This is a genomic window from Caballeronia sp. TF1N1 (assembly GCF_022878925.1).
GTDB lineage: Bacteria > Pseudomonadota > Gammaproteobacteria > Burkholderiales > Burkholderiaceae > Caballeronia.
On record NZ_CP084628.1, the window covers coordinates 1086125 to 1101981 of the forward strand.

Here is a 15857-nt window from a genome sequence, read left to right on the forward strand (position 1 = left end):
TGTAACGATGGAAGCCAGGCTATGAGTAGAACGATGGCGTCGGCATGCGTCCATTGAGCGCCCACTCGCCAAGCTCGCGCACCTTGTAGTCGATCGGATCGTGCAGCGTATGCACGCGCACGTTGCGCCAGAAGCGGTCGAGTCGTAACGCGGCGGCGGTCGATCGCGCGCCGGTCACGTCGAACATGCGATGCGCTACATCGAGACCCGCACGCGCCGCCGCCACACGCGATGCCGCCACCGCGACGGCCACGTCGCCGCGTTCGTCTTCGGTGAGCGCGAGGCCGCGTTGCCATGCGGTATCGAACTTATGCATGGCGCGTTCGGCAAGGAGCCGCGCGCTTTCGAGCGCGAGCCAGAAGTCGCCGTAATGCGCGAGCACGTATGAGTCTTCGCTCGGGCGCGCCGCCGGCGATGCGATCCACGGACGCGTCTGCGCAAGCGTCGACTCGCGCGCCGCCTGCAGCGCGCCTTCGCCGATGCCGAGATAAATGTGGCTCAGGATCGATTGCGCGAGCAGCGGCCTTAAGCACGCGAACGGGCTGGAGAGCGGGCCGGGATCGTCGAGCAGTTCGTCGGCTGCGACTTTCACCTGATCGAAGCGCACCGTGCCGCTATCGGTCTGGCGCTGTCCCATGTTGTCCCAGTCGTCGAAGATGGTGATGCCTGCGCGCTTAGTAGGCACCACGCCGATCAGAAGACGTCCATCGGACTTGAATGCGGAAGCGAGAAGCCGGTCGGAGTCGGTGGCGCCGGAGCAAAAGCTCTTGCGGCCGTCGAAGATATAGCCGTTCGCGCCGTCCGCTTCGGCCCGCGTGCCCTGATCCAGCGGGTTGAGCGCGTTGCCCCAGAACCATCCTTCCTCGATGGTTTGGCCGAGCCACTGGCGAATCTGCGCGTCGCGGCCGAAGAGGCGGATAGTCGCGAGTTGCAGATGATGAAACGCGAAGAGATGCGCGAGCGAGCTATCGACTTGCGCCATGCGTCGGACGACATCGAGTGTCGTGGACCAGTTCGCGCCACCGCCGCCGTATTGTTCGGGCACGCTCAAGCGCAGCAGGCCGCTTTCACGCAGGAGACGGCGCTCGTGCAGAGCGGTGCCGCCGGCTTTGTCGCGTGCAGCGGCGGTTTGCGCCCATTCGCGCAGCAAGGCTTCGAGGGTTGCGCTCAAGGCATCGTCGATGTGGGTCATGCCGGTGTCTCCCGATAGCGTTTCGCCATATGCGGGGACACGAGCGTATCCCGGCGCCTCGCAAGGTAACGCACGATAGCGCGCCGGGCAAGTTATCGCTTGATAAGAGCCTGTCTTGCGGATGACTTCTCGCGCGAGCCAGGTGCCGCACTACGCAGCCAACGCCTCCACCACCTCATCGACTTCGGCCAAGGCAGCCGCATGCTCGCGAATCAGCCGATAAACCGTATCACCCGGCACCGTCTCATCCTCCAGCAACTGCGCGGCAATCGCGCGCAGCACGGGCTCGTTCGCGCGCAGCAGCGCGTAGCAGGCATCGTTCAGATCGTGCAGAAGCCGATTCGCGTGTTCGATCGCGTTCTTGAGCTGCAAGCCCGCATACTGCTGCGGCAGCGACGCAAGACTGAAGAGATCGCCGTCCGCGTTGAAGCCTTGCTTCGACACCATGTCGAGACCGATGCGCGATGCTTCCTGAAGATCGTGCGCCGCGCCGCTCGATGCTTCGCGGAACATCAGCAGTTCCGCATTGCGCCCGCCGAGCAGCACCTGAATCTCGTTGCGCAGTTCGGTTTCGCGGTACAGGTGCTTGTCCTGCATCTTCGTGATCAGCGCCACGCCCAGCGCGCCGCCGCGTGGCAGGATGGTGACTTCTTCCAGCACGCCCGTGCCGAGCAGCGCGGCGACGAGACCGTGTCCGGCTTCGTGAACCGCGATACGCTTGCGCTCGCTCTCCGACAACGTACGTTCCGCACCGTTGATGTCGCCGATGCGCGCAATCTTCACCGCTTCCACGAAATGCTTTGCACCGACTTCGCGCTCGCCCGCCTTGCGCGCGACGAGACCCGCCTGATTGACGATCATCGACAGCGTGGCCGGCGACACGCCGGTAGTCAGACGCGCGAGCTGATCGAAGTCGATATCGTCTGGCTTCGTCTTCAGCTTGGCCGCATAGAAACGCAGGATCTCGGCGCGATCCGCGAGATCTGGCAGCCGCACCTGAATGGTCCGGTCGAAGCGGCCCGGGCGTCGCAACGCTTCGTCGAGACTGTCCGGATGATTGGTCGCCGCGACCACGATCACGCCTTCGTTCGAAGCGAAGCCGTCCATTTCCGCGAGCAACTGATTGATGATGCGGTTGCTTTCGGCTTCCACCGGACCGCCGCCGCTATCCGTGCGCTTGCCGAGCCCGTCCGCCTCGTCGATGAAGATGACCGTCGGCGCGTTCTTGCGCGCCAGTTCGAACAGATGCTTGACCTTCTGAATGCCCACTCCGTAATACTTCGCGCTGAAGTAGCTGCCCGTGATCGCGATGAAGTTGGCGCCGCATTCGCCCGCGAGCGCTTGCGCGAGACGCGTCTTGCCGACACCGGGGCCACCCGTCATGAGGACGCCGCACGGCGCGCGCACGCCCATGCCGGTGAATTGCGCGGGTTCGGTGAGCCACGCCTGCACATCGGCGAGCGCCGCCTTGGCTTCACCCGCGCCGATGACGTCGGCGAAACGCAGCGTCGGCGATTTGGCGAGCAGACGCGCGCCACCTCGCATTTCGCGGCGCATGAACCAGATCAGACCGCCCATCATCAGCATCGGCAAGAGCAAGCTCAAGGCGTCGCGCACGAGGTCGAACCGGTCGGTCCAGCTCGCCATGCCCGTGCGCACGTTGACATCGGGGAGCCAGACCAATTGGTAGGGCGACGCGTTGCCTGATTTCAGGTCGCCGAGCAGCAGGGCGTTGGAGAAGGCGCCATTATGATCGGCGACGAAGTATTGGTCGGCATGAAGCGTCGAGACGAGGATGGCGTCGCGGCTGACGCCGATCGCGGCGACGTCGTGTTCGCGGATATCGCGCATCATCTCCGAGACGTCTTTTTCCCGATGCGTCCACGGCGACGCATCGCGGCGCATCTGACTCGCGACGCCTGCCACCGTCGGCGTGGTCTGCGTAGCGGCCGGTTCGTCGCGCGAAAGCAGCACGCTCACGGCTGCCACGAGCACGGCTGCGGTCATGCCACACGCGATGAAGCGGCCGATGCGCGACCGTAGCAGTTTTCTGAGCCTATCCATTAAACATGTCCTGAGGGGCGCGGCGAGGCGGCCGTTGTAGCTGTCGTGATTCGATCTGACGAGGCGCTTGCAATGGAGCGCGTTACGCACTGTGCGAGCGCTCGAGTGACGCGTGTCGTACTCAAATTTAATGACGGCAGAGGGCGCGCCAATCTTTAGTGGCGGCTTGAGGCGGGAAGCTACAGCGCGAGGGCGGCTTCGGTAAAAATGGGGAGTTGCGGGCTGCCGGGCAGCTTGCGTCGTGACGTCACGGCGTTAAGTCGCTGACCACTCAGAACGGCTCGGTCTGCCACCGCAACACAGGATGCGTCGCTCCCGCGGGCATCGCCCAGACGCCGTTCGTGCCGAAGTTATATGTCGGACCAAAACTCGCCGTCTGGCTCATCTGGGCCGTGGTGCGTCCTTGCGAGGCGGGAACGGTATTGCCCACGGTGACGCCCGCCGGCGCGCCCGTCGTCTGCTTGTTCCAGTACACGTCCTTGCCGATCACACCATCGTTCTCGAAGGCGATTCCTGCAGGCGCCGGTCCCTGGCCCGCCTGCACATTGTCGATCACCGCGCCCGTGGCGAACGACTGCGTGATCTTGCCGGTCGCCGTGTTGATCCGCACGAGCGCGCCCGGCGCCGATGTGCATACGCTCGCCCCGAATCCGCAATAGTTCGGGCTGAACGTGGCGCTGCCCGTGGCGTACGACTGCGTGATCGTGCCCGCGTTGCCATCGACGAGTCCGCCCGCGCCGTTCGTGTGGGCATAACCCTCCGCGTTACCCGTGGCGTACGACTGGCTGATCACGCCGGTCACGTCGTTGGCGGCGACGAGGCCGCCTGCATCCGCGTCCGCGGACACGTTCGCGCTGCTCGACGAACGAGCGATCAGGCCGGCATTTTCCCCCACGAGGCCGCCGACACTGATCAACGATGCGCCGGCGCTGCCGCTCGAATGCGCGTTGACTATGGTGCCTTGATTGAGGCCCGCGAGCACACCTACAGCGCCGAAGAAAGCGCCCGTGCCGTAGGCGCCGCCATCCACGTTGATATTGCGCACGACACCCGTCGTGCCGATGACGGCGAACATTCCGCCCGCGACGTAGTCTTGCGATCCGCAGCATATATCGGTCGCGTTGCTGTTCAGATTCGTGACGGTCCGACCCATGCCGTCGAATTGTCCGGTGAAGGGCGTGGCGACGCTGCCGATCTGCGTGCTGTAGCCGAAGGCCGAACGGTTCGCCGCAATGTCCTTCCCGAGCGCATAGTTACCGGCCAGATCGAGCACGACGTTATCCAGATCGGCAGGCGTATTGACGAGCTTGTATGCCGTCACCTGACCGACGAGCCCGCTGTAGACGGGCGCCTTCCACGCCGCGTTCGCGCGGATGGTTCCTCGCGTGAAGCTGCCGGTCATGTCGTAGAACGCGCTGACGGTCCCGGTGCTTTTCGACCAGTCGATGGTGCCGCCGTTCTTCACGCTGCCGCCGTTATCGTTAGCCGATGCATCCGCGCGCAGCACGACGCTGCCCGAGCCCGCGTTGCGCAGTGTCGTGTGAGGCGCAATCGAGACGTTGCGATACCCCGCGAGCGTGAGATCGGCGGCGCCTTTCCACCGCATATCCGCCGATACGGCCAAGTCACCGTTCGTCCCCTTTCCGCCCGTCGTGGTCAGCGCAACCGAGGTTCCCGCACCGAGGCTATCCTGCAGCGCGTGCGCCGTGGCTGACCGTACCGTGATCGATGGCGTCGCGATGTTCCACTGCGCGGCGTGCACTTCGGCGTTGTCGCCGAACGCGAGTTGCGCCGCTTGCGTATCGACCGTGCCGCCGCTGCCATCCGCGTTCTTCGCCGTGACGACCCCACGTTGCGTGACCTTGCCGTCGCCTGCGACCAGCCAGACGTGGCCATCGCGCGTGGCCGTGCCTGTCGCACGCACGCGCGTGCCTTCGCCCGCGAGCGCGTAGACGTTGCCATCGGCGGCTTGCAGGTCGATCTGCGCGGCGTCGATGCGCCCCTTGTTCACGATCACGCCGTCGCTGCCCGTCTGCACGAACACCTGCTTGCTGCTCTTCGAATCCTGCAGCAAGACCTTTTCGCCGACAGCCAATTCCGCCGTGCCTTTGGGCGCCTTCACGCTGCCGGCATTGACGACTGCGCGTTGCGCGATCAGGAACACGTCGCCGCCGCTCGAACTAATGCTTCCGAGATTGATGACGAAGCCATCCGACTTGCCCGCCAGGGTGAGCGCGCCGCTGTTTTTCATGAAAGCGTCGTTGGCGACGTCCAGCGTCGAGGCGACGAAGCGCCCGCCCGTAGTGACGACACCCGAAGGCCCCACGACGATGCCCTGCGGATTGATTACGTAAAGGCCGCCCGTGGCGCTCAGGCGTCCGAGGATCTCCGAAGGCGAGCCGCCGGTCACGCGGTTGAGTGTCGCGCCCGTGCCGTTGTTGAACACGACCGCATTGCTTGTGCCGATGGAAAAGCTCTTCCAGTCGATGACGCCGCGCGTCGGGCCTGGCTGCGTGATGACGAGTTGACCGTTCTGCCCCGCGATGCTTCCCGCGCCCGCCGCATAGTGGCCTCCCTGCGGCAGAACACCGGCCGCCATCGCCGTTTGACCGACGATCGTCGCAGCGAGCGATACACCGAGCACAAGCGGCACGAGTCTCGAAGAAGCACGGAGGCATTGCAGCGAAGGCGTAATCATGGACGTTCCTTTCCACTTGTGGCGCATCTTCACGACGAACGACGCTTCGCCGTTGTTACTTCGACAACCGGTTCCCTGTGAAAGACGACGGGCGCGGTTCGTTCGCCGCGTCAGCGGGCGGGGCGGTCGCCGGCATGAATCGTGACCGTGCCGTGACGATTAACTGCACCAGGGAAGTGGGTCGAAAGCAGGCATCGGGAATACATCGGAATGCTAGGTATTCCAGGTCTGATCGGAATGCCCGAACGTTCGTCGAGCGTGGCAGATGTTGCCTTTGAATATAGTTTGGATCACGAGATTATTCAACTTGGCGGATACCCGCCATGAGGCTCGATGTTCGATGAATGTCGTGTCGTGTTGGCCTTGAACGCAGCATTGCCGACACGCCGATGTCGCTCCGAGCCGCCTTCGCTCCAACCACGCATCGCGACGCCGACATTGTCGAATTCGAACGCAAGCCGCGTTCGCCCTTGAGGGGCGGACTCACCGCGCGCAGGGCCTACGAGCGCTCGGCCTCTTGCGAACCGATGAGCCGACTTGCGGCCATCGCGTCGAATGACGTCCATTCCTCATACCAAGTCGATGCCCGATTTGCCCGTTCTGTGGTTTTTATTGACAAATAGTTTGCTTTATTTTGGCTTCGTACACTTGAACCGGGCAGATCACACACATCTCGCATGCGGAGCGGACAGATGACAATGGAATCCGGATCACGTCGTAAAGCGTTGAAGTTCGGTGCGGCGGCAGCCGTCGGCGCGCTGGTCGGGCCTTACGTGACCCGTAGCGCACAGGCGGCCGAACCGATCAAGCTCGGCAGCCTGCTCGACGGAACCGGTGCGCTCGGCCTCGAAGGCCGTCGCATGATTCAGGCAACCGAATTCGCCGTCAATCAGATCAACGACAAGGGCGGCCTGCTTGGGCGTCCCATCAAGCTGATTGCCTACGACACACAGAGCAGCATCCAGCTTTACACGCAGTACGCGCAGCAACTCGTCTTGCAAGACAAGGTGGACGTGATTCAGGGCGGGATTACCTCGGCGTCGCGCGAAGCCATCCGGCCGATCTTCGATCGCAGCAAGACGCTTTATTTTTACAACACGCAGTACGAAGGCGGCGTGTGCGACCGCAACGTGTTCTGTACCGGCACGACGCCCGCGCAGACGGTGAATCATATCGTCGACTACGCGATGAAGAACTGGGGCAAGAAGGTCTATATCATCGCCGCCGACTACAACTACGGTCATATCACCGCAAGCTGGATGACCAAGTTCGTGAAGGCCGCAGGCGGCTCGGTGGTCGCTACGGACTTCTTTCCGCTCGATGTCACCAATTTTTCATCGACGATCAGCCGCATTCAGGAAGCCAAGCCGGACATGGTGCTCTCGGCGCTCGTCGGCGCGAATCACGTCGGCTTCTATCGGCAATGGGCGGCGGCCGGCATGAAGTCGAAGATTCCGATCGGCGCGACCGTGTTCGGTCTCGGCGACGAACTCACCACCATGGATGCCGCGACGACCGACGGCATCATCACCTGCTTCGGGTTCTACAACAACCTCGGCACGCCCGCCGCCGATGCCTTCGTCAAAGGCATGCAGGCGAAATACGGCCCGAGTCTGACCGACCTCGGCGAACTCGATACCGCGACGTACGAGGGCATCATGCTTTGGGCGGAAGCGGTGAAGAAGGCCGGTTCCGTGGAGCAGGCGAAGGTCGTGGCGGCGCTCGAAACGGGCATCACCATCGACGGGCCTTCGGGCAAGGTCAAGATGGACCCGGCCACGCATCACACCATTCGCAACGCTTATCTCGCGCGTCCGAAGAACCAGAAGTGGGAGATCCTGCAGACTTTCAACGACCAGTTCCCGTCCGATACCGGCGGTGCGTGCGACCTCATCAAGTCGCCGCGCACCAACAAGCAGTTCACGCCGCAAGTCTGAGCGGAGTCTAAGCGATGGCAACGGATCTCGTGGGATTGCTCGCCTTCAACGTGCTGACGGGCATCGCCACGCTCGCGTTGATCACGATCGGGCTGGGCGTCATCTACGGCATGATGCGCATCATCAATCTCGCGCATGGCGAGTTCATGATGCTCGGCGCATACACGGCGGTGACGGCCAGCACGGCCGGGATCAACATCTGGATCTCGATGCTGATCCTGCCGCCCATCGTGGTCGGACTGTTCGGGCTGCTGTTCGAGCGCGTCATCATCCGCTTTCTCTATGGCCGGATGATGGACACCATGCTCGCGACCTGGGGTATCAGTCTCGGGCTGATCGGGCTCATTACGTCGATCTTCGGCAACGTCATCAAGTCGGTGCCCATGCCCGTGGGCAGTTTCTCGATCGGGCAGTATCACGTGAGCGCCTATAGCCTCGTGCTGATAGGCGTCTGCGTGGTCGTGATGATCGCGATGCTGCTGCTCCTGCGCAAGACGCGCTTCGGCCTGATCCTGCGCGCCACCATGCAGAATCCGGCGATGGCCGCGTCGCTCGGCGTGCGGCCGTCGGCGGTATACATGGCGACGTTCTCGCTGGGCGCGGCGCTCGCGGGACTCGCGGGCGGCGTGCTCTCGCCGATCTCGGGTGTATCGCCGGGCATGGGTGCCGCGTATATCGCGAAGGCGTTTATCACCGTGCTGGGCGGCGGTCCGGCGATCATCGCGGGCACCGGCCTCGCGGCGGGTCTCTTCGGCTTCATCAACGAGATCGTGTCGTTTCTGTCGACGCCGGTCATCGGCGACATCGCGCTGCTTGCTTCCGCGGTGCTCCTGATCCGCATCCTGCCGCAAGGCATCACTGGTCGATTCCTGAGGCGCAGTTCATGAAATCGCTTCGTCTGGGCGGCGCGGGCGCCGTCATCATCGTCGCGCTCGTCGTCATGTTCGCATTGCCGAAAACCATCAGTGCGTTCGGCGTGATGCAGGCCACGCTCTTCGCGGCCATGGCGGTCTACGGCTTGAGCCAGGGCTTCGTGTGGGGCTACGCCGGCATCCTCTCGTTCGGGCAGGCGGCGTTCCTCGGCATCGGCGGCTATACCTATGCCATTGCCGCCATCAATCTCGGCGACACCACCGTTTCCGCCGCGCTCGCGATCGTCGCGCCCATGCTGTTCGCGGCCTTGCTCGGCTACTTCATGTTCTTCGGGCGTATCAGCGATGCGTATATCGGCGTGATCACGCTCACCGTGTCCGTGATCCTGTTCGAGTTGATGAACTCGACTTCGGGCAGCCAGTATCACATCGGCGAAGCGGTGCTCGGCGGCTTCAACGGCATTCCCGCCATACCCGTGCTCGCGCCGCCCGGCGCGCCCGACGAGCCGCTCGATCAGATCGGCGTGTGGTATGTCGCAATGGGCACGCTCATCGTGGCGTATGCGCTCCTCAAGTGGATACTCGCGTCGCGCTTCGGCCGCGTCGTCGTGGCGATCCGCGAGAACGAAACGCGCGCCATGCTGATCGGCTACGACCCGCGCGTCTTCAAGCTGCTCGCGTTCGTGACGGGTGCGGGCATCGCGGGGGCTGCGGGCTGTCTCTTCGCCAACTGGGGCGGCTTCATCAGCCCGACCGTGTTCGCGCTCACGATGTCCGCGCAGGTCATCATCTCCGTGTTGATCGGCGGGCTCGGCACGCTCATCGGGCCGATTCTCGGCGCGGTCGCGATCCAGTATCTGATCAACGTGGCGGGCACGCAGCATGTAATCGACCCGAGCCTCGGGCTCGGCATCGTGCTCGTGGCCTTCGTGCTGCTCGTGCCGCAGGGCGTGGTGCCGGTCGTGCGCTCGGCGATGTTGCGCGTGTTCAGCTCATCGAAAGAAGTCAAGGCCGTGGCGCCCAACGCGGCGGCCAACCCGGAATCACGCCCATGAACGCGCTTCCTCCGCTTCTTCAGGCCAAGGGCGTCACCATGCGTTTCGGCGGCGTGACCGCCGTGCGCGAGGTGGACTTCTCCTTGCGCGAAGTCGAACTGCGCTGCCTGATCGGACCGAACGGCGCCGGCAAGAGCACCTTCTTCAAGATGCTCACCGGACAGCTCAAGCCGACCGAAGGCAGCATCCATTTTCGTAACAACGACGTGACCGGCAGCAATCCGCATCAGATCGCGCGGCTGGGCGTGGGCATCAAGACGCAGGTGCCTAATGTCTTCAACGGGCTTTCGGTGCGCGAGAACGTGTTCATCGGCGCGGGACGCAGGAAGTCGATAGCGCAGGCGCGGCGCATCGTCGACGAAACCCTCACGCGGCTCAAGCTCGACAGCATCGCGGACCGTATCGTGGGCCAGCTCGCGCACGGTCAGCGTCAGTGGGTGGAGATTGCAACGGTCCTCGCGCAGCAACCCGAACTCATCCTGCTCGATGAACCCGCCGCCGGCATGAACCACGACGAAGTGCATCGCACGGCGGAGCTGATTCAGGAAATCAACCGCACGCAGGCGCTCGTGGTGGTGGAGCACGACATGCAGTTCATCCGCATGATCGCGCGCACGGTCACGGTGTTCTCGCAGGGCGCGGTGTTGGTGGAAGGTTCCGTGGATACGGTGCTCGCCGATCAGCGCGTCAAGGACGTTTATCTCGGGAGGCGCGCGGCATGAGCGACACGATTCTCTTCGAAGTCTCGCAACTCTGTTCGGGCTACGGGCGCATTCCCATTCTGAATCAGGTCAATTTCACGGTGAGGGAAGGCGAGCGCGTCGGCATTCTCGGGCATAACGGCATGGGCAAGACCACGCTTTTGCGCACGCTCACCGGCCATTTGCCGACCACGGCGGGACACGTGCGCTTCAACGGCGCAGACATCACGCATCTGTCGGCGACGGCGCGGGCGAAAGCGGGTATCGGCTATGTGCCGCAAGGGCGCGAGATCTTCCCGCAGCTTTCGGTGATGGAGAACCTGCGTGTCGGATGCTTGTTGTCGAAGCGCGCGGAAGGCGAAACCATCGAGGACATTCTCGGGCTCTTTCCGCGGCTCAAGGCTTATCTCGACCGGCCGGGCGGCGCGCTGTCGGGCGGCGAACAGCAATTGCTCGCGCTCGCGCGATGCCTGTGCGGCGGCCCGAAGATCATCTTGCTCGACGAGCCGACCGAAGGCATTCAGCCTTCGATCATCGATGAAATCATCGACACGTTGAAGAGCGTGGCCGAAGCACGCAGCCTGACCGTGCTGCTGGTCGAACAGAACCTCAACTTCATCGCGTCGCTGTCCGAGCGCATTCTGATCCTGCAGAAAGGCACGGTCACGCGCGAGATTCCGCCCGAGATCGTCACCGATCCCGCCATGCTCGACGAGTTCGCGGGCATTGCCTGACGCGCCTTCCTTCCGCCAATCCTTAAGCAAGCGATCAAACATCATGACGAAAACTATCGATGTAACCGAGCTGACGGTCGAACAAGTCCAGGCCGGCTTTGCGAGCGGCGCGTTCACGTCGGAGACGCTGACGGCCGCGTTCCTCGATCGCATCGCGACCTACAACCCGCGCTACGTGGCGCTCAACTTCCTGAACCCCGCCGCGCTCGACGATGCCCGCGAGATCGACCGCCGCCGCGCCGCTGGCGAGGCTCTCGGGCCGCTCGCTGGCGTGCCGGTCGTGGTCAAGGACACGATGGACATGGCAGGCTTTCCGACGACCGGCGGCTGGACGCTGCTCTACAGCAAAACGGGCGGCGTGGACCTGATGCCATCGACGGATTCGCCGGTCGTCGCCCGCATGCGCGCGGCGGGCTGCGTGATCCTCGGCAAGACCAACGTGCCGGTGCTGAGTGCCACCGGCTCGCACGCCAACGATAGCTGGGCGGGTCCGACGCTCAATGCCGTCGATACCGCGTTCATGCCGGGCGGCAGCAGCGCCGGCACGGCCACCGCCGTGGCGGGCAGCATGGCGGTGCTTGGTCTCGCGGAAGAAACGGGCGGTTCGATCCAGAATCCGGCGTCGGCGCAGGCGCTCGTCGGCATCAAGCCGACCTTCGCGCTCGTGCCGAATGCAGGCGTGATGCCGCTTGCGGGCAGCACGCGCGATGTCGTCGGTCCGATCGCCCGATGCGTACGCGATGCCGCGCTTACGCTCGATGTACTGGCCGGATTCTCGGCGGAAGATTTGAAGACGGTGGCGGGCGTCGGCATGAAGCCCGCTGGCGGCTATGCCGCGGGACTGCGTGAAGATGCGCTCAAGGGCAAGCGTCTAGGCTTGTACGGACCGGGATGGCGGGATCGCGCGTTGTCGGAAGAGACGCATCACTTGTACGAGCGCGCGCAGGCGGAACTCGAAGCGCGCGGTGCGGTGCTCGTCGACGATCCCTTCGCCGGCAGCGGCTTCGCGGCACTCGGCATGCCCGCGCCGGGCTCCGATTACTTCGACGCGCGCGGCATGGAAAGCCTGCCCTACGACATGCAGAAGTACCTCGAACGCCTGGGACCCGGCAACACCATCACGACATGGACGCAATTCGTCGAAGCGACGCGCGCCGAAGATCCGTTCGGCGCAACGGGCGTGCTGACCTATATGTCGAGCCTGCCCGACATGGCCGCCAATCTGCGCGATGCAGCCGCGCCGCCTGTCATCGATGCCTTCTATGCGTTGCGCGAAACCTATCTCGCCATCTTCGAAGACGTGATGACGAAGCACGCGCTCGACGGCCTCGTATTCCCGCAATTGCGCGACGCCTTGCCGCCGCGCGAGGGGATCGAGACGCTGCACGAGACCACGGTCTGCGAAATCAACATCGCCGGATTGCCGGGCGTGACCATTCCCGCCGGCTATTACGAATCGGGTTCGCCGTTCAACCTGATCTTCGTGGGACGGCGCTTCAGCGAGCCGGCGCTGCTCGCCATGGCTTACGATTACGAGGTCGCCGGACGTCATCGGCGCGTCCCCGAACTGACCGCTTGAGGAGCGCGCGAGAGACGAGGCAGTTTCCAGTAACGAGACCATGTCCGAGCACCGCTACCAAGAAATTCTCACCCGCCTTCGCGACGAGGGCCGCGTTTCGGTTACGCCGCTCGCGAAGATACTGGACGTCGCCGAGGAAACCATCCGGCGCGATCTGAAGGAACTGGAGCAAAGCGGCTTGCTGCGCCGCATCTACGGCGGCGCCGTGTTGCCACGGCTCGATGTCGAGCGGCCCGTGACCGAACGCGGCAAGGTCAATGTAAAGGGGAAGGCGCGCGTGGCGGAACTTGCGGAACCGCTCATTGAAGACGGCATGTCGGTGTTCATCGACTCGGGCACGACGACCATTGCGTTCGCGCGGCGGCTGATCGGCCGTAACGTGACGGTGACGACCAACTCCATCAACATCGCGCTCTTGCTCGGCACGAGCGTGAGCCGCGTCAACCTTACGCCGGGCATGTTGCGCGGCAAGGACAACGCGCTAGTGGGTTACGAGACGCTCGCTTATGCAAGACGCTTTTTTTACGATGCCGCGTTCATGGGCATCGCGGCGTGCGACCTGAAGCACGGCTGGATGGACTACGAGGAACACGAGTCCAATTTGCGTGGCGTGCTCAAGTCGCAGACACGTCATTCGGTGATTCTCGCGGATATCGACAAGTTCGGGCGCGAAGCTTATCTCAACACCTTTCCCATTTCCCAACCTGTCACGGTGGTGTGCGACCGCGCGCCGCCCAAGCCTTTCATGGATAAATTCGCCGAGCATGACATCACAATCATTCATGCCTGAGGCGCTCGGCGCGGGTGAACCGGGTACGCTTGCGGCCTTGCTGACGCGCTTTGCCGCGTTCGGCGGCTTGAAGACGGGCGGCGTCACGCGCCTCTGTGCGAGCGCGGCAGACGGCGCGGCGCGCGATGCCTTCGCCACGCTGCTTCGCGATGCCGGCGCGCATGTCGTCACCGATGCGGTGGGCAACCAGTTCGGCGTTTTCACCCTGACCGACGCGGCCGATGCGCCGCTCGTCATGATGGGTTCGCATCTCGACAGCCAGCCGCGCGGCGGACGCTTCGACGGTGTGCTGGGCGTGCTTGCCGCGTTCGAGGCGGGCCGCCGGCTGATGCTGGCCAAGCGCGCGGGCGCATCCTTCAACGCCAACTTCTGCGCGGTGAACTGGACGAACGAGGAGGGCGCGCGCTTTCGTCCGAGCCTGCTTGGCAGCGGCACGTTCACCGGCAAGATCGCCGTGGCCGATGCCCTCGCCAGTATCGACGACGACGGCGTGACGCTCGGCGCAGCGCTTGCCGCCATCGGTCATGACGGCGTGGATGCGCCGCCGCCCGTGCCCGCGTGCTATGTCGAAATGCATGTGGAGCAAGGCGGTTTGCTCGAAGCCGAATCGGTGCCTGTCGGTGTGGTGACGCGCAACTGGGGCGCCGCGAAGATGGACGTGCGCTTCACGGGCGAGCAGGCGCACACGGGGCCCGCCAAGATGCACGCGCGGCGCGACGCGCTCTTCGCTGCGTCACAGTTGATCTGCGACGTGCGCGCCATCGCGGACGAATGGCCGGAGCGCATCCATACGTCTGTCGGCAGGCTCGTCGTGCAGCCGAACTCGCCGAACGTGGTGCCGGCGCAAACCGACTTGTCCGTGGAACTGCGCGCCGTGGATAACGCCATTCTTCGCGAAGCCGAAGCGCGCATTCTCGCGTGCATCGACGAAGCCGCGAAGCGCGCAAACGTGGGCGTGCAAATCCTGAGCCGCACGAGCCGGCCGATCCGAGAACTGCCGCCCGCAGTGGGCAATCTCGTGCGGACTTGCGCGCGGGCGGCGGGCGTGCAGAGCCGCGACATCGACACTATTTCGGGCCACGACGCGTTGAGCCTGCTCGATGTCTGCCCGACCGGGCTCATGTTCGTGCCGAGCGTGGGCGGCATCGCGCATAACGAGAACGAAGAGACGCATGGCGAGGACCTCGACACGGGCATGACCGTGCTCATGGGCGCGGCGTACCGCTTGTGTGTATCGCGCGGCGATCCGGTCGCGGCGGCCGCCTGGGAGCCTCGGCGATGAACACGACCGCGCGCGAGCGCAACCCCGCCGAAGTGGCGGCCAGAGCGGCCGAAGCGGCAATCGCCTCGATCGATGCATGGCGCGGTGGCGACGTACGCCACGAACCCGCGTTTGCGCCGGTCATGTCGCCGATGCATCGCGGCGTGTCGCATAGCGCCTGGCGCGTGCGCGTGGACAACAGCGCGACCTTCTTCATGAAAGTGGCGCACGGCGATCTGACAGAATCCATCGATACCGGCGCGTCGTTTCTTGCGGCGCGAGCGGCGGCATCGCTGGGCATCGCGCCGGCGGCGCACTACGTGAGCGAAGCGCACGGCGCGACCGTCTTCGACTTTCTCGATGACGGCTGGCGCACCGCGCATCTCGACGATCTCGCACAACCCGCCACGCTCGACGCGCTCCTGCAAGCGAAGCGCGCCATCCATTCGCTGCCTGCGTTTTCGCGCACGACGAACGTTTTCGAGCGTATCGAGCATCTTGCCGAAGGCATGCCGTTGACGCCGGATCAGGTGTCATGGGTCGATCTCGCGGGCGACTTGCGCACGGCAATCGACGCGGCCGGTGCCGACGTTCGCCCTTGCCACGCGGACGGCGTGACATCGAACGTCATGCTGCACGACGATGGCGCGCTCATGCTGGTGGACTTCGACGAAGCCGCGAACACCGATCCCGCGTTCGACCTGGCCGTCACGTTGAATGAAGTGCTTGGCTTCGGACACGACTGGATGCAGGCCATCGAAATGTCGATGGGCGCCGCCTCGGAACGCATGCTCGCGCGCTGCCGCGCCTATGCGTTCGCCGACGACTTGCGCTGGGGCTTGTGGGGCATGCGCATGGACCGCGACTCGCCGCGCCGCAACGTCGAGTTCCTCAAGTATGCGCAATGGCGGTTGCTGCGTTGCTCCATGGCGCTGCCGCGCTGGAACCTCGACGCCGCGCCGGCATCGATTTGA

12 protein-coding genes are annotated in these 15857 nt (G+C 64.3%); 9 read left to right on the forward strand and 3 right to left on the reverse strand.

Annotation, left to right across the window (positions count from 1 at the left end; all coding sequences use genetic code 11):
• Positions 1-19: 19 nt before the first annotated feature.
• The 3 genes from LDZ28_RS25700 to LDZ28_RS25710 form a co-directional block, all read right to left on the reverse strand.
• The gene (locus LDZ28_RS25700) at positions 20-1192 is read right to left on the reverse strand and encodes an acyl-CoA dehydrogenase family protein (protein ID WP_244830225.1); all 1173 of its coding nucleotides are present in this window, start codon (positions 1190-1192) and stop codon (positions 20-22) included.
• Positions 1193-1342: 150 nt separating this feature from the next.
• Complete coding sequence (locus LDZ28_RS25705) at positions 1343-3199, reverse strand: AAA family ATPase (RefSeq protein WP_244830226.1); 1857 nt, start codon at positions 3197-3199, stop codon at positions 1343-1345.
• 328 nt (positions 3200-3527) lie between these two features.
• Positions 3528-5954 (reverse strand): filamentous hemagglutinin N-terminal domain-containing protein, encoded by a 2427-nt coding sequence (locus LDZ28_RS25710; protein ID WP_244830227.1) that lies wholly within the window; start codon positions 5952-5954, stop codon positions 3528-3530.
• 692 nt (positions 5955-6646) lie between these two features.
• Here LDZ28_RS25710 and LDZ28_RS25715 point away from each other — a divergent pair.
• The 9 genes from LDZ28_RS25715 to LDZ28_RS25755 are packed head-to-tail and all read left to right on the forward strand — an operon-like array spanning position 6647 to position 15857.
• Positions 6647-7891, forward strand: coding sequence for an ABC transporter substrate-binding protein (locus tag LDZ28_RS25715; RefSeq protein WP_244830228.1), 1245 nt, complete (start codon positions 6647-6649; stop codon positions 7889-7891).
• Positions 7892-7905: 14 nt separating this feature from the next.
• Positions 7906-8778: a branched-chain amino acid ABC transporter permease gene (locus tag LDZ28_RS25720; RefSeq protein ID WP_244830229.1), complete on the forward strand. Its 873-nt coding sequence runs from the start codon at positions 7906-7908 to the stop codon at positions 8776-8778.
• The gene (locus LDZ28_RS25725; protein ID WP_244830230.1) at positions 8775-9818 is read left to right on the forward strand and encodes a branched-chain amino acid ABC transporter permease; all 1044 of its coding nucleotides are present in this window, start codon (positions 8775-8777) and stop codon (positions 9816-9818) included. Before LDZ28_RS25720 ends, LDZ28_RS25725 begins: the two co-directional genes overlap by 4 nt.
• Positions 9815-10540, forward strand: a complete 726-nt coding sequence (locus LDZ28_RS25730) for an ATP-binding cassette domain-containing protein (RefSeq protein ID WP_244830231.1) — start codon at positions 9815-9817, stop codon at positions 10538-10540. Before LDZ28_RS25725 ends, LDZ28_RS25730 begins: the two co-directional genes overlap by 4 nt.
• On the forward strand, positions 10537-11253 hold the full coding sequence (locus LDZ28_RS25735; RefSeq protein WP_244830232.1) for an ABC transporter ATP-binding protein: 717 nt from the start codon (positions 10537-10539) through the stop codon (positions 11251-11253). The genes LDZ28_RS25730 and LDZ28_RS25735 overlap by 4 nt, the downstream gene beginning before the upstream one ends.
• A gap of 43 nt (positions 11254-11296) precedes the next feature.
• Positions 11297-12832 (forward strand): amidase, encoded by a 1536-nt coding sequence (locus LDZ28_RS25740; RefSeq protein WP_244830233.1) that lies wholly within the window; start codon positions 11297-11299, stop codon positions 12830-12832.
• 40 nt (positions 12833-12872) lie between these two features.
• Positions 12873-13622 carry a DeoR/GlpR family DNA-binding transcription regulator gene (locus tag LDZ28_RS25745; RefSeq protein ID WP_244830234.1) on the forward strand — a complete coding sequence of 250 codons (750 nt, stop codon included), beginning with the start codon at positions 12873-12875 and terminating at the stop codon, positions 13620-13622.
• Positions 13597-14904, forward strand: a complete 1308-nt coding sequence (locus tag LDZ28_RS25750) for a Zn-dependent hydrolase (RefSeq protein WP_244830235.1) — start codon at positions 13597-13599, stop codon at positions 14902-14904. Before LDZ28_RS25745 ends, LDZ28_RS25750 begins: the two co-directional genes overlap by 26 nt.
• Positions 14901-15857: a phosphotransferase gene (locus LDZ28_RS25755; RefSeq protein WP_244830236.1), complete on the forward strand. Its 957-nt coding sequence runs from the start codon at positions 14901-14903 to the stop codon at positions 15855-15857. Before LDZ28_RS25750 ends, LDZ28_RS25755 begins: the two co-directional genes overlap by 4 nt.

What these genes read in the sequence shown, in the direction of transcription:
- LDZ28_RS25700 (WP_244830225.1), bottom strand. Translation starts at nt 1,192, where the DNA reads ATGACCCACATCGACGATGCCTTGAGCGCAACCCTCGAAGCCTTGCTG.
- LDZ28_RS25705 (WP_244830226.1), bottom strand. Translation starts at nt 3,199, where the DNA reads ATGACCGCAGCCGTGCTCGTGGCAGCCGTGAGCGTGCTGCTTTCGCGC.
- LDZ28_RS25710 (WP_244830227.1), bottom strand. Translation starts at nt 5,954, where the DNA reads ATGATTACGCCTTCGCTGCAATGCCTCCGTGCTTCTTCGAGACTCGTG.
- LDZ28_RS25715 (WP_244830228.1), top strand. Translation starts at nt 6,647, where the DNA reads ATGACAATGGAATCCGGATCACGTCGTAAAGCGTTGAAGTTCGGTGCG.
- LDZ28_RS25720 (WP_244830229.1), top strand. Translation starts at nt 7,906, where the DNA reads ATGGCAACGGATCTCGTGGGATTGCTCGCCTTCAACGTGCTGACGGGC.
- LDZ28_RS25725 (WP_244830230.1), top strand. Translation starts at nt 8,775, where the DNA reads ATGAAATCGCTTCGTCTGGGCGGCGCGGGCGCCGTCATCATCGTCGCG.
- LDZ28_RS25730 (WP_244830231.1), top strand. Translation starts at nt 9,815, where the DNA reads ATGAACGCGCTTCCTCCGCTTCTTCAGGCCAAGGGCGTCACCATGCGT.
- LDZ28_RS25735 (WP_244830232.1), top strand. Translation starts at nt 10,537, where the DNA reads ATGAGCGACACGATTCTCTTCGAAGTCTCGCAACTCTGTTCGGGCTAC.
- LDZ28_RS25740 (WP_244830233.1), top strand. Translation starts at nt 11,297, where the DNA reads ATGACGAAAACTATCGATGTAACCGAGCTGACGGTCGAACAAGTCCAG.
- LDZ28_RS25745 (WP_244830234.1), top strand. Translation starts at nt 12,873, where the DNA reads ATGTCCGAGCACCGCTACCAAGAAATTCTCACCCGCCTTCGCGACGAG.
- LDZ28_RS25750 (WP_244830235.1), top strand. Translation starts at nt 13,597, where the DNA reads ATGACATCACAATCATTCATGCCTGAGGCGCTCGGCGCGGGTGAACCG.
- LDZ28_RS25755 (WP_244830236.1), top strand. Translation starts at nt 14,901, where the DNA reads ATGAACACGACCGCGCGCGAGCGCAACCCCGCCGAAGTGGCGGCCAGA.